14 protein-coding genes are annotated in these 12,915 nt (G+C 69.8%); all 14 read right to left on the bottom strand.

Annotated elements, in window-relative coordinates; genetic code table 11:
- Positions 1-96: 96 nt before the first annotated feature.
- Positions 97-912 carry a F0F1 ATP synthase subunit delta gene (locus tag BU197_RS17590; protein ID WP_188269232.1) on the bottom strand — a complete coding sequence of 272 codons (816 nt, stop codon included), beginning with the start codon at positions 910-912 and terminating at the stop codon, positions 97-99.
- On the bottom strand, positions 909-1,451 hold the full coding sequence (locus BU197_RS17585) for a F0F1 ATP synthase subunit B (RefSeq protein WP_188269231.1): 543 nt from the start codon (positions 1,449-1,451) through the stop codon (positions 909-911). Before BU197_RS17585 ends, BU197_RS17590 begins: the two co-directional genes overlap by 4 nt.
- Positions 1,452-1,489: 38 nt before the next feature.
- Positions 1,490-1,747 carry an ATP synthase F0 subunit C gene (gene atpE / locus BU197_RS17580; RefSeq protein WP_093874070.1) on the bottom strand — a complete coding sequence of 86 codons (258 nt, stop codon included), beginning with the start codon at positions 1,745-1,747 and terminating at the stop codon, positions 1,490-1,492.
- A 94-nt stretch (positions 1,748-1,841) separates the two neighbouring features.
- Complete coding sequence (atpB, locus tag BU197_RS17575; protein WP_188269230.1) at positions 1,842-2,651, bottom strand: F0F1 ATP synthase subunit A; 810 nt, start codon at positions 2,649-2,651, stop codon at positions 1,842-1,844.
- 222 nt (positions 2,652-2,873) lie between these two features.
- The gene (locus tag BU197_RS17570; RefSeq protein ID WP_188269229.1) at positions 2,874-3,287 is read right to left on the bottom strand and encodes a hypothetical protein; all 414 of its coding nucleotides are present in this window, start codon (positions 3,285-3,287) and stop codon (positions 2,874-2,876) included.
- A 264-nt stretch (positions 3,288-3,551) separates the two neighbouring features.
- On the bottom strand, positions 3,552-4,871 hold the full coding sequence (locus BU197_RS17565; protein ID WP_188269228.1) for an MraY family glycosyltransferase: 1,320 nt from the start codon (positions 4,869-4,871) through the stop codon (positions 3,552-3,554).
- Positions 4,872-4,989: 118 nt separating this feature from the next.
- The gene (gene glyA, locus BU197_RS17560; protein ID WP_188269227.1) at positions 4,990-6,237 is read right to left on the bottom strand and encodes a serine hydroxymethyltransferase; all 1,248 of its coding nucleotides are present in this window, start codon (positions 6,235-6,237) and stop codon (positions 4,990-4,992) included.
- A gap of 88 nt (positions 6,238-6,325) precedes the next feature.
- The gene (locus BU197_RS17555; protein WP_188269226.1) at positions 6,326-6,973 is read right to left on the bottom strand and encodes a protein-tyrosine-phosphatase; all 648 of its coding nucleotides are present in this window, start codon (positions 6,971-6,973) and stop codon (positions 6,326-6,328) included.
- On the bottom strand, positions 6,970-7,617 hold the full coding sequence (locus tag BU197_RS17550; protein ID WP_188269225.1) for an L-threonylcarbamoyladenylate synthase: 648 nt from the start codon (positions 7,615-7,617) through the stop codon (positions 6,970-6,972). The genes BU197_RS17555 and BU197_RS17550 overlap by 4 nt, the downstream gene beginning before the upstream one ends.
- Before the next feature lie 58 nt (positions 7,618-7,675).
- A complete protein-coding gene (prmC, locus tag BU197_RS17545; RefSeq protein ID WP_188269224.1) occupies positions 7,676-8,521 on the bottom strand; it encodes a peptide chain release factor N(5)-glutamine methyltransferase in 846 nt (281 codons plus the stop codon).
- A gap of 46 nt (positions 8,522-8,567) precedes the next feature.
- A complete protein-coding gene (gene prfA, locus BU197_RS17540) occupies positions 8,568-9,644 on the bottom strand; it encodes a peptide chain release factor 1 (RefSeq protein ID WP_188269223.1) in 1,077 nt (358 codons plus the stop codon).
- Between the two features lie 97 nt (positions 9,645-9,741).
- Positions 9,742-9,966 (bottom strand): 50S ribosomal protein L31, encoded by a 225-nt coding sequence (gene rpmE, locus BU197_RS17535; protein ID WP_188269222.1) that lies wholly within the window; start codon positions 9,964-9,966, stop codon positions 9,742-9,744.
- A 181-nt stretch (positions 9,967-10,147) separates the two neighbouring features.
- The gene (locus BU197_RS17530) at positions 10,148-11,245 is read right to left on the bottom strand and encodes an LCP family protein (protein WP_188269221.1); all 1,098 of its coding nucleotides are present in this window, start codon (positions 11,243-11,245) and stop codon (positions 10,148-10,150) included.
- Between the two features lie 204 nt (positions 11,246-11,449).
- The coding region (rho, locus tag BU197_RS17525) for a transcription termination factor Rho (RefSeq protein ID WP_223184096.1) at positions 11,450-12,915 on the bottom strand (1,466 nt) is incomplete at its 5' end.

The raw sequence follows: 12,915 nt of genomic DNA, 5'->3' as shown, positions 1-12,915 counted from the left end.
GGTCTGGGGGCCGACCCCCAGGAATCTTCTGCAATCTCTGCACGGCCCAACCGGGCCGCTGGTGATGCTGTGGTGCTGTTGTTCTGCTGGCTGCCGTCAGCCGGCCAGTCGACGGGTCGCCTCGTCGAGGCGCTCCGCGATCGAGCCGTTGATGACCTCGTCACCGATGCGCACCGTGATCCCGCCGAGGACCGCGGGGTCCACGTCCAGGTTCAGGTGCATCTCGCGGCCGTACAGCTTGGCGAGTACGGCGCCGAGGCGCTGCTTCTGCTGGTCCGACAGCGGCACCGCCGAGCTGACGACGGCGACCATCCGGTCCCGGCGCGCCGCGGCGAGCCTGGAGAGGGAGTCGAGTCCCGCTTCCAGGCTACGTCCCCGGGGCTGGGTCACCAGACGGACGACCAGGCGCTCGGTGGTGGCGTTGGCCTTGCCGCCGAGCAGGCTGCGGAGCAGCTCGCTCTTGGCGGTGGCCGTGGCCGACTTGTCCGTCAGCGCCGAGCGCAGCTCGGGGCTGGAGGACACGATCCGGCCGAACCGGAACAGCTCGTCCTCGACACTGTCGAGCGCGCCCGCCTTCTGCGCCGCGGTGAGGTCGGCGATGTTCGCCAGTTCCTCGGCCGCGTCGACCAGGTCGCGCGAGCGCGACCAGCGGGAACGCACCATGCCGGAGACCAGGTCGGCGGTCTCGCCGCCCACCTGACCGCCCAGGAGTCGCTGCGCGAGCGCGGCCTTGGCCTCACCCGACTGTGCGGGGTCGGTCAGGACCCGGCGCAGCGACACCTCGCGGTCGAGCAGCGCGGTGACGGCGGCCAGCTCGCTCGCGAGCTTCGTCGCGTCGACCGAGGTGTTGTCGGTCAGCGCGTCGAGGGACTCGCGTGCGGTGGACAGTGCCTCGCGGCTCGCTCCGTTCATCGGACGGCCTCTGCCTTCTCCTCGAGCTGGTCGAGGAAGCGGTCGATCGTCCGGCTCTGGCGGGCGGTGTCCTCAAGGGACTCGCCGACCAGCTTGCCGGCCAGGTCGGTGGCGAGCTTGCCCACGTCCTGACGCAGCGAAGCGGACGCGGCCTTGCGGTCGGCCTCGATCTGAGCGTGGCCGGCGGAGATGATCTCCTCGCGCTGGCGCTGGCCTTCCGCCTTCATCTCCTGGATGATCGCGGTGCCCTGCTCCGTCGCCTCCTGGCGAAGACGCGCGGCCTCGTGGCGGGCCTCGGCGAGCTGGGCCTTGTACTGCTCCAGCACACTCTGAGCCTCGATCTGGGCCGACTCGGCCTTCTCGATGCCACCCTCGATGGCCTCGCGACGCTGCTCCAGAACCTTGTTGATGTTCGGGAGGAGCTTCTTGGCGAGGAAGCCGAAGACGATGACGAAGGCGATCAGGCCGATGACGAGCTCGTCGGCGTGCGGGATGAGCGGAGGCTGCTCCTCCGCTGCCGCAAGAAGCAGAGCGTTCACATCAGTGCCTTCCGTAAAAGTTGGGCTGTCGGTCCGGCTTACTGGTAGACGAAGCCCATGACGATGCCGATGAGGGCGAGCGCCTCACAGAACGCGAAACCCATGATCTGGTTGGTACGGATCAGGCCGGCAGCCTCGGGCTGGCGGGCGAGGGCCTGGGTGCCGTTACCGAAGATGATGCCGACGCCGACGCCGGGGCCGATGGCGGCCAGGCCGTAGCCGATCGACGCGACGTTGCCGACCACGTTCTCCTTGGCGCCGGCGGCGAGGTTGACCATGTCGAGAGCAGCGGACATGCCGTTACTTCCTTCTCTTTCAATGACCCGGTGGGGGTTGGCCACCGGACGACTGTTGGATTGGGGGTGAAGCCACGATCCGGGGCGGATCGGCTCAGTGGTGCTCGGAGAGCGCGCCCTGGACGTAGCTGCAGGCCAGGAGGACGAAGACGTACGCCTGGACGGCCTGGATGAACAGCTCGAAGGCGGTCATCACGAGGACCATCACGAACGAGGCACCGGCGTAGACGAAGCCCAGGCCGTTCATGAGGTACCAGGTGGCCAGCGAGAACATCACGATGAGCAGGTGACCGGCGAACATGTTCGCGAACAGTCGGACCGCGTGCGTGAAGGGCCGGATCAGCATGTTCGAGAAGAACTCGAGGACGACGACCAGCGGCAGGATCGGGCCGAGCGACTTGTCGTAGCCGACGATGTTCTTCACGCCGCCGACGAAGCCGTGCTTCTTGAAGGTCAGCGACACCCAGAGGACGTAGACGACCAGCGCGAGCGCGACCGGGAACGCGATCAGGGAGGTGACCGGGAACTGGGCCAGCGGGATGATCGACCAGAGGTTCATCATCCAGACGAAGAAGAACAGCGACACCATCAGCGGGACGTACTTCTCGCCGTCCTTCTTGCCGATGATCTCGTAGACGATGCCGCGGCGTACGAAGTCGTATCCGGCCTCGCCGACCATCTGCATCTTGCCGGGGATCAGCTTGGGCTTGTTGAAGGCGGCCCAGAAGAACCCGACGACCACGAGCGAGCCAAGGATGGCGAGGAGCATCGGCTTGGTGAAGTCGAAGCCACCCACGGAGAACATGGGCTCGTACATGAACGTGTGCAGCCCCGGCGCCGGGAAGCCACATCCAGTGAAGATGTGGCAATCCGGGTCGAAGGCAAGCGTCTGGTCAGCACTCACCGCGGGCTCCTTCAGCGTGGCGCATAGGTACGGCAACCTCGTTGTGTCGGCGCGGCACGCAGCCGCGGGTCGGCACTGGACTGGTCTTACGGATAAGGGGGCGGCGGTTCGGCGTCGAGCCTCGCGCTGGGACGGGGGGCTCGGATGCCCGCGCCCGCAGTGCCGCAGTTGGAACCGGACGATAGCAGGAAGCCGAACGCGGCTTTATCCCGGCCCTACCCTTCACGACTTCGGCCCCGTCTTGTCGGGGTCGATGTACATGATCTTGGCCTTCATGTACGCACGCGCCTGCGCGGCGACCCACACCACGGTCGTCGCGAGCAGCGTGAAGGCGAAGGCCTTGAAGTTGAACAGCGTCGTGTTCTTGAACAGGGCCAGGAAGACGAACAGCAGCAGCAACTGTGCCACGTAGAGCAAGAGCCCCATCGCCTGGAACAGGTGCGGCAGTGACTTCGCCGTCCGCTGGAGCACCAACAGCCCGATGCCCATGAAGAGCAGGACCACCAGTACGCCGACGACGGCGCCGAGCGCCCCGCTGCCGCCCGCGACGAGACCCGCGACAAGCGTGGCGAGAGCGCCGACGGCAGCGGTGGGTACGGCGGTGTGCAACAGGATGCGTGCGTCGTTGGACGGCATGGCGGTGTCTCCGCAAAGTCATGGAGGGGCGGTGGTGTCGTCATGGACGAGCGTAAGCCCGGTCCGAGGTGGGTCTCGGGGCCAACGGGCCGTCGCACTACGGCCTTTCGGCTCTGTCGCCGGGACTCGTGAACCGTATCACAAACTATTTGAATAGGTCTTTACCCATAAGGTGTGCCAACTCTCACACATGAGAGTGACGTCGCGCGTGTGTGCGCGACAGCCTGAGGGTTCGTCTGCTAATGGCCGCGCTTGCGGCTTTCGTCAACTCGGCGTTCCGGCCTTCCGCCGATCGGTGAAGCGCGCGCGGTTGCCGATGGCCGTCGAGCCGTGGAGCCCCGCGGGCACCGGAACCCGCTCCTCCGCCGCCTCGGACTCCTCGGTCCCTTCCGTCACGACCGGCTCCGGCGGGCGCTTGCGGCGCCGGTAGCGGGGCGGCACCACGGACTGCGCCCAGCGGGGCGCCCGGGGCGTGAAACGCGGCAGCAGAAGCAGGACGAGACCGATCGCGCTGAGCGCGACCACGCACAGGACGATCCACATCGAGGCCGAGTGCACCGAGTACGCCAGCGTCCCGAAGGCGATGAGCGCCGACCAGAAGTACATGATCAGGACGGCGCGGCTGTGGGAGTGGCCGATCTCCAGGAGCCGGTGGTGCAGGTGCCCCCGGTCCGCCGCGAACGGCGACTGGCCCTTCCAGGTGCGCCGCACGATGGCCAGGATCAGATCGGCCATCGGGATCGCGATGATCGTCAGCGGCAGCACCAGCGGGATGAAGACGGGCAGGGCCGCGTGGGTCGCCTGCCGGGTCGAACCCTCGAAGATCTTCAGCGCGTCCGGGTCGACCTGACCGGTGATCGAGATCGCGGAGGCCGCGAGGATCAGGCCGATCAGCATCGAGCCCGAGTCGCCCATGAAGATCCGCGCCGGGTGCATGTTGTGCGGCAGGAAGCCCAGGCACATGCCCATGAGGATCACGGTGAACAGCGTCGCGGGGGCGGCGGCCTCGATCGTGTAGCCGTACCAGAGGCGGTACGCGTACAGGAAGAACGCGGCGGCGGCGATGCAGACCATGCCGGCGGCGAGACCGTCGAGACCGTCCACGAAGTTGACGGCGTTGATCGTCACGACGACCAGGGCCACCGTCAGCAGGGTGCCCTGCCCCGGTGTCAGCGAGACCACGCCGACGCCCGGGATCGGCAGCCACAGGATGGTCAGGCCCTGCGCGACCATCACGCCCGCCGAGATCATCTGGGCGCCCAGCTTGATCAGCGCGTCCAGCTCGAACTTGTCGTCGAGGACGCCGATCAGCCAGATCAGGGCCGCGCCGGAGAGCAGCGCACGAGGCTCGTTCGACAGTTCGAAGACGCTGTTCAGGTTCTTCAGGTGATCGGCGACGAGCAGTCCCGCGCAGAGTCCGAAGAACATGGCGATGCCACCGAGCCTCGGAGTCGGTTCTCGGTGCACGTCGCGCGCACGGATCTCCGGCATCGCGCCGGTCGCGATGGCGAACTTCCGCACCGGACCGGTGAGCAGATACGTCACCGCGGCCGTGACACAGAGCGTCAGCAGGTAATCACGCACGGGCTGCCCCACAGGAATCGCTGGCCATCTCAGCCCCACACCCTAGCCGTGCCGTCCATGTGCTGGGAGACACGCGGGGGTGCCGAAGGGTTGCACGGGGGCTTTCCCGCTCCGCTCCTCACCCTCCATACGGCGGAAATCGTCCGGTCAGCCGACGCACCCGCGCGCGTACCCCGGCCGTCTCCCCCGGTTCGTCCCGCAGCGCGGCGGTGAACAGTCCGGCGATCCCGGCCATCTCGGGGACGCCCATGCCCTGGGTCGTCACGGCGGCGGTGCCGAGCCGGATGCCGCGGTCCCGTCCGTGCGGGAGGGCGCAGGTGTCGAGGACGATCCCGGCGGCGGCGAGCCGGGCGCGGGCCGTGCGCCCGTCCACGCCGAGCGGGGCGGGGTCGACGGTGACGAGATGGGTGTCGGTGCCGCCGGTCGTCGGCGCGAAGCCCTCGGCGGCGAGGGCGGCGGCGAGCGTCCGGGCGTTCTCGACCACCTGGCGGGCGTAGGCGGCGAAGGCGGGGGTGGCCGCCTCGCCGAAGGCCACCGCCTTCGCCGCGATCGTGTGCATCTGGGCGCCGCCCTGGGTGAACGGGAAGACCGCGCGGTCGATCCGCCCCGCGAGTTCCTCGCCGCAGAGGATCATGCCGCCGCGCGGACCGCGCAGCACCTTGTGGGTGGTCGCGCAGACGATGTCGGCGTACGGGACGGGGTTCGGCGCCGCTCCCCCGGCGACCAGGCCGATGGGGTGGGCCGCGTCCACGATCAGATAGGCGCCGACCTCGTCGGCGATCTCGCGGAAGACCGCGTAGTCGGGATGGCGGGGGTACGAGATCGAGCCGCAGACGAGCGCCTTGGGGCGGTGGTGGCGGGCGAGCGCGGCGACCTGCTCGTGGTCGACGAGCCCGGTCTCCGCGTCGACGCCGTAGGGGACGAAATCGAACCAGCGGCCGGAGAAGTTGGCCGGGGAACCGTGGGTGAGGTGCCCGCCGTGTTCGAGGCCCATGGCCAGGACCGTGTCACCAGGCCTGAGAAGGGCCGCGTACGCCGCCAGGACGGCCGCGGAGCCCGAGTGGGACTGCACGTTCGCGTGGGCGGCTCCGAAGAGCCTCTCGGCCCGTTCCACGGCGATCCGCTCGGCGGCGTCGGCGTACGCGCAGCCGCCGTGGTGACGGGCGCCGGGATAGCCCTCGGCGTACTTGTTGGCCAGCGGGGACCCGAGGACGGCGAGGACCGCGGGCGAGGTGAAGTTCTCCGCCGCGATCAGCTGAAGTTCGTCGGCCTGCCGCCGCGCCTCGCCGAGCAGCACGTCGGCGATCTCCGGGTCCTGCCGCCGCAGGACGTCGAGTTCCGCATCGGGGGTCACGGTGACCGGCATGCCCTCAATGTAGGCACACCGGCCACCACGCGCCCGACGAGATTCTCCGGTGCGGTACGGGTGCGGTGCAGGTGCGGTACGGGTGCGGTCAGTCCCGCGCCCGTACGCCCGTCAGCGCCGTGACCACCGGGTCCAGCGCCTGGTTGATCTCGTCGCCGATCGAGCGGAAGAAGGTGATCGGGGCGCCGTACGGGTCGTTGACCTCGTCCGCGTCGACCGACGGGGCCAGGAGCCACCCGCGTAGAGCCGCTGCCGCGCGGACCAGGGAGCGGGCGCGTTCCACCATGCCCTCGTGGCGCGGGTCCGGGAGGGTGGCCGGGTCGATCGCGCGGACCAGGCGGGTGAACTCCTTCAGCGTGAAGGTGCGCAGGCCCGCCGAATGGCCCATCGATATGACCTGCGCCCGGTGGTCCCGGGTGGCCGTCAGGACGAGGTCCGCGCGGATGACGTGCTCGTCGAGGAGCTCGCGTCCCACGAAACCGCTGTAGTCCGCGCCGAAGTCGGCGAGGACCAGTTCCGCGTTGGCCTCCATCGGGGCGCCCTCGTGGCCCCAGGTGCCCGCGCTCTCCACGATCAGTCCGCCGCCCAGCGGATCGCCGAGGCGGTCGCTCAGGGCGTGCCGGGTCAGCCGCTCGGTGATGGGCGAGCGGCAGACGTTGCCGGTGCTGACGTGGAGGATGCGGAAGGTGTCGCTGTCTTCGTGCCCCGCTATGCCACGCCCCTCAGGGGCCGTCAACTGGCCACCTCAAGGTCTGGTACGACCCTCCGCAGCTCCTCGGGTGACAGCGCTCCCTCGCGCAGCAGGACCGGGATCCTGCCTGTGACGTCGACGATGGAGGACGGGACGATGCCGGGCGTCGGTCCGCCGTCGAGGTAGACGGAGACGGAGTCGCCGAGCATGCCCTGGGCCGCGTCGCAGTCCTCGGGCGAGGGGTGTCCGGTGAGGTTCGCCGAGGAGACGGCCATCGGGCCGACCTCGGTGAGCAGCTCGATGGCGACGGGGTGCAGCGGCATGCGGATGGCGACGGTGCCCCGGGTGTCGCCGAGGTCCCACTGGAGGGACGGCTGGTGCCGGGCGACCAGGGTGAGGGCGCCGGGCCAGAAGGCGTCGACGAGTTCCCAGGCCTGCTCGGAGAAGTCCGTGACGAGGCCGTGGAGGGTGTTCGGGGAGCCGATGAGGACGGGCGTGGGCATGTTGCGCCCGCGGCCCTTGGCGGTGAGCAGGTCGGCCACGGCCTCGCTGCTGAAGGCGTCCGCGCCGATCCCGTAGACGGTGTCGGTGGGCAGCACGACCAGCTCGCCCCGGCGGACGGCGGACGCGGCTTCGCGCAGGCCGGTCACTCGGTCGGTGGCCTCGTTGCAGTCGTATCGCCTTGCCATCAGTTCCCGGGCTCCTCGTTCGCGTGGTTCGTCTTCGCGGTCGTGCGGGCCATGCCGGTCATGGCAGTGCCTTGCGGGCGGTCGCGAAACGCGGCCGGTTGTTGAGGTCCGGGTGGTCGGCGGCGTCGGCCCAGCCGGCTTCCTCGTTGAAGATCCACGGCACCTGGCCGCCCTGCGTGTCGGCGTGCTCGATGACGACGAGGCCGCCGGGGCGGAGCAGCCGGTGGGCGGTGCGCTCGATGCCCCGGATGGTGTCGAGGCCGTCCTCGCCGGAGAAGAGGGCCATGTCCGGGTCGTGGTCGCGGGCCTCGGGCGCCACGTACTCCCACTCGGTGAGCGGGATGTACGGCGGGTTGGAGATGACCAGGTCGACCTGGCCGTCCAGCTCGGGCAGGGCGGTCAGCGCGTCGCCCTGGTGGACGGTGACGCGGGAGCCCTCGGCGTTCTTCCGGGTCCAGACGAGCGCGTCGTCGGAGAGTTCGACGGCGTGCACGCGGGAGCGGGGCACTTCCTGGGCCATGGCGAGGGCGATGGCCCCGGAGCCGGTGCACAGGTCGACGATGAGGGGCTCGACGACGTCCATGGCGCGTACGGCGTCTATGGCCCAGCCGACGACCGATTCGGTCTCCGGCCGGGGCACGAAGACCCCGGGTCCGACCTGGAGCTCCAGGTAGCGGAAGAACGCCCGTCCGGTGATGTGCTGGAGCGGTTCGCGGGCCTCCCGGCGGGCGATCGTCTCCCAGTAGCGGGCGTCGAAGTCGGCGTCCTTGACGTTGTGCAGCTCCCCCCGCTTGACGCCGTGCACGAACGCGGCGAGCTCCTCGGCGTCGAAACGCGGTGAGGGAACGCCGGCGTCGGCCAGCCGCTGGGTGGCCTGGGCCACCTCGGCAAGCAGCAGGTTCACGCTGGTCCTCCGTGGTGCGGGGTGGGGCTTGGGAACGGGCTCCGGCTTACGCCGCGGCCAGCTTGGCGGCCGAGTCGGCGTCGACGCAGGCCTGGATCATGGTGTCGAGGTCGCCGTCGAGCACCTGGTCGAGGTTGTACGCCTTGAAGCCGACGCGGTGGTCGGAGATCCGGTTCTCCGGGAAGTTGTACGTACGGATCTTCTCGGACCGGTCGACGGTGCGGACCTGGCTGCGGCGGGCGTCGGCGGCCTTGGACTCGGCCTCCTCCTGCGCGGCGGCGAGCAGCCGGGAGCGCAGGATGCGCATGGCCTGCTCCTTGTTCTGGAGCTGGCTCTTCTCGTTCTGGCAGGAGGCGACGATGCCGGTGGGCAGGTGGGTGATGCGGACGGCGGAGTCGGTGGTGTTGACCGACTGGCCGCCGGGGCCCGAGGAGCGGTAGACGTCGATGCGCAGGTCGTTGGCGTGGACCTCGACCTCGACCTCCTCGGCCTCGGGGGTGACGAGCACACCGGCGGCGGAGGTGTGGATGCGGCCGGCGGACTCGGTCGCGGGCACGCGCTGGACGCGGTGCACCCCGCCCTCGTACTTGAGGCGCGCCCAGACGCCCTGGCCGGGCTCGGTGGCGCCGTTGCCGCCCTTGGTCTTCACGGCGACCTGGACGTCCTTGTAGCCGCCCAGCTCGGACTCGGTGGCGTCGATGATCTCGGTCTTCCAGCCGACGCGCTCGGCGTACCGGAGGTACATGCGGAGCAGGTCGCCGGCGAAGAGGGCGGACTCGTCGCCGCCGGCGCCCGCCTTGATCTCCAGGATGACGTCCTTGTCGTCGCTGGGGTCGCGCGGGACGAGGAGCAGGCGGAGCTTTTCGGTCAGCCCTTCCCGGTCCTTCTCCAGCTGCTTGACCTCGGCGGCGAAGTCGGGGTCGTCGTGGGCCAGCTCGCGGGCGGTCTCGATGTCGTCGCCGGTCTGCTTCCAGGACCGGTACGTGGCGACGATCGGGGTCAGCTCGGCGTAGCGCTTGTTGAGCTTGCGCGCGTTGGCCTGGTCGGCGTGGACGGAGGGGTCCGCGAGCTTGGTTTCGAGGTCGGCGTGTTCGCCGATCAGTTCCTCGACCGCCTCGAACATCGGTGGCTCCTGGTTTTTTCGTCAGTTGCTACGGGGACGCCAAAGCGCCGGTTCCGGCCACCCGCGCGGGGCGACCGAGAACCGGCGCAGGGGCTCGCTACTTGCTGGCGGAGCCGGTGGCCTTGCCGAAGCGGGCCTCGAAGCGGGCGACGCGGCCGCCGGTGTCGAGGATCTTCTGCTTGCCCGTGTAGAACGGGTGGCACTCGGAGCAGACCTCGGCACGGATGGTGCCATCGGTCAGGGTGCTCCGGGTGGTGAACGACGCGCCACAGGTGCAGCTGACCTGGGTCTCGACGTACTCGGGGTGGATCTCGCGCTTCAAGGTGTCTCCTAGTTCCGGGAGGGCTCCGGGTCGCCGCCGCGGATTGCGGCACACGTGAACCGGGGCCGACGTACCAGTCTGCCAGGACCGGCCGCATCTCCCCAAACCGGGGTGGGGCCGGAGGTATTCCCGAAGGGTCCGTCCGCGGCTCTCCGGGGCGCTCGGCGGCTGTCGGTAAGGGTCATTTCACGATGCCGTCGGCCTTGCCCGTGGCCGTGTCCTTCACGGCCGACGCGGGGATGGGGAGGTCCTTGGCGAGGGCCGTCCAGAGCTGCCGGGACTGGGCTTCGAGGGGGACGACGCGGTTGGGGTCCACCGGGTCGTACTCGACGGGCAGGGTGACCATGTGGACGTTGTCGGCGCCGATGCCGGAGAGCCCCTTGGCGAAGCTCATCAGCTCGGGGACGGAATCCAGCTCGGAGTCGGGGGTGATGGCCTTGGTGGCGGCGTCGGCGAGGCCGAGGAGCTTCGTGGGGTCGGTGAGCACGCCGACGCTCCTCACCTGCTCGACGAAGGCCTTCATGAAGGCCTGCTGGAGCTGGATGCGGCCGAGGTCGCTGCCGTCGCCGACGCTCTTGCGGGTGCGGACGAGGCCGAGGGACTGTTCGCCGTCGAGGGTGTGGGTGCCGGGGGCGAGGTCGAGGTGGCTCTTGGCGTCCTTGATGGGCCGGGTGGTGGTGATCTCCACGCCGCCGAGTTCGTCGATCAGGTGGCGGAAGCCGGTGAAGTCGACCTCGATGTAGTGGTCCATGCGGATGCCGGAGAGGGCTTCGACGGTCTTGACGGCGCAGGCGGGGCCGCCGACCTCGTAGGCGGTGTTGAACATGGCCCGGTGCGCGGCGGGGACGGCGATGCCGTGCTCGTCGGTGCAGGCGGGGCGGTCGACGAGGGTGTCGCGGGGGATCGAGACGACGCTGGCCTTGCGGTGCCCCTGGTGGACGTGGACGACCATCGCGGTGTCGGAGCGGGCGCCGCCCTCGTCCTTGCCGTAGGCGGCGTTGGCGCCGGAGCGGGAGTCGGAGCCGAGGACGAGGAGGTCGAGGGAGCCGTCGTCGACGTCGTCGGGGCGGTCGGCGCCGAGCTGTCCGTTGATGTCGACGCCCTGGAGGTTGCCGTCGAGCCGGGCGTAGACGTATCCGGCGCCCGCGCCGCCGAGGACGAGGACGGCGGCGCCGGTCGACAGGAGTACGCGGGCCGCCCGGCGGCGGCGGGTGGGCGGTTTGCGGCGTCGGCCGTGCCGCGCGCCGCCGGTGCGGCCGCTCTTGCTCTGCTCGGTCATCTGCTTCCCTCACCCCATCGGTTCACCCCATGTGACGGCGAATCACCCGAAAGAGTTGCATAGGGAGCTGTGAGGTTTGAGTGAGTTCCCCCCGGAAACAGCACCGCTCCCCCTGTGCGGACACAGAGGGAGCGATGGTTTACGCAGGTCACGACGGGGTTACGGGCAGGGGCCCGGTTTCCGGCGTGTGACGCGAGTCTCGCGTCAGTCGTTGTTGCCGCCCGGCGTGGTCTTCTGGATCTGGAGCAGGAACTCGCCGTTCGACTTGGTCTGCTTGAGCTTGTCCAGAAGCAGCTCGATCGCCTGCTGCTGGTCGAGCGCGTGCAGCACACGGCGCAGCTTCCAGGTGACGGCCAGCTCGTCGCTGCCGAGCAGGATCTCCTCCTTGCGCGTACCCGAGGCGTCGACGTCGACGGCCGGGAAGATGCGCTTGTCGGCGAGCTTCCGGTCGAGCTTCAGCTCCATGTTGCCGGTGCCCTTGAACTCCTCGAAGATCACCTCGTCCATGCGCGAGCCGGTGTCGACGAGCGCGGTGGCCAGGATGGTCAGCGAGCCGCCGTCCTCGATGTTGCGCGCCGCGCCGAAGAACCGCTTCGGCGGGTAGAGCGCGGTCGAGTCGACACCACCGGACAGGATGCGGCCGGAGGCGGGCGCCGCGAGGTTGTACGCGCGGCCCAGACGGGTGATGGAGTCGAGCAGGACGACCACGTCGTGACCCAGCTCCACGAGGCGCTTGGCGCGCTCGATGGCCAGCTCGGCGACGGTGGTGTGGTCCTCGGCCGGACGGTCGAAGGTCGAGGAGATGACCTCGCCCTTGACCGACCGCTGCATGTCGGTGACCTCTTCCGGACGCTCGTCGACCAGGACGACCATCAGGTGGCACTCGGGGTTGTTGTGGGTGATCGCGTTGGCGATCGCCTGCATGATCATGGTCTTGCCGGTCTTCGGCGGGGCCACGATCAGACCGCGCTGGCCCTTGCCGATCGGCGACACGAGGTCGATGATCCGGGTGGTCAGCACGCCCGGGTCGGTCTCCAGACGGAGCCGGTCCTGGGGGTAGAGCGGGGTCAGCTTGTTGAACTCGGGGCGGCCGCGGCCGGAGTCGGCGGCCATGCCGTTCGCCGAGTCGAGGCGGACCAGCGCGTTGAACTTCTCGCGGCGCTCGCCCTCCTTCGGCTGCCGCACGGCGCCGGTGACGTGGTCGCCCTTGCGCAGGCCGTTCTTGCGGACCTGGGCGAGGGAGACGTAGACGTCGTTCGGGCCGGGCAGGTAGCCCGAGGTCCGGATGAACGCGTAGTTGTCGAGGATGTCCAGGATGCCCGCGACGGGGATCAGGACGTCGTCGTCCGCGACCTGCGGCTCGCCGGCCTGGAAGTCGTCGCGCCCGCGACGGCCCCGGCGGTCGCGGTAGCGGCCCCGACGGCCGCGACGGCCGCCGGCCTCGTCGTCGTAGTCGTCCTGCGGACCGGCCTGCTGGCCGCCCTGCTGGCTCTGACCCTGGCCCTGGGGCTGCTGCCCCTGGCCGCCCTGACCGCCCTGGCGCTGGCGCTGGCCGCCTGCTCGACCACGGCGGCGAGGAGTACGTGGACGAGGACGACCCGGCCGAGGGCCACGGCGACGAAGACCGATCCCATGGCGGCGGCCGCGGTCAGGGCCGCCGCGTACATCAT

It is taken from the genome of Streptomyces sp. CBMA291 (assembly GCF_014596525.1).
Taxonomy (GTDB): domain Bacteria; phylum Actinomycetota; class Actinomycetes; order Streptomycetales; family Streptomycetaceae; genus Streptomyces.
This window is presented reverse-complemented; position numbering and strand designations above follow the sequence as displayed.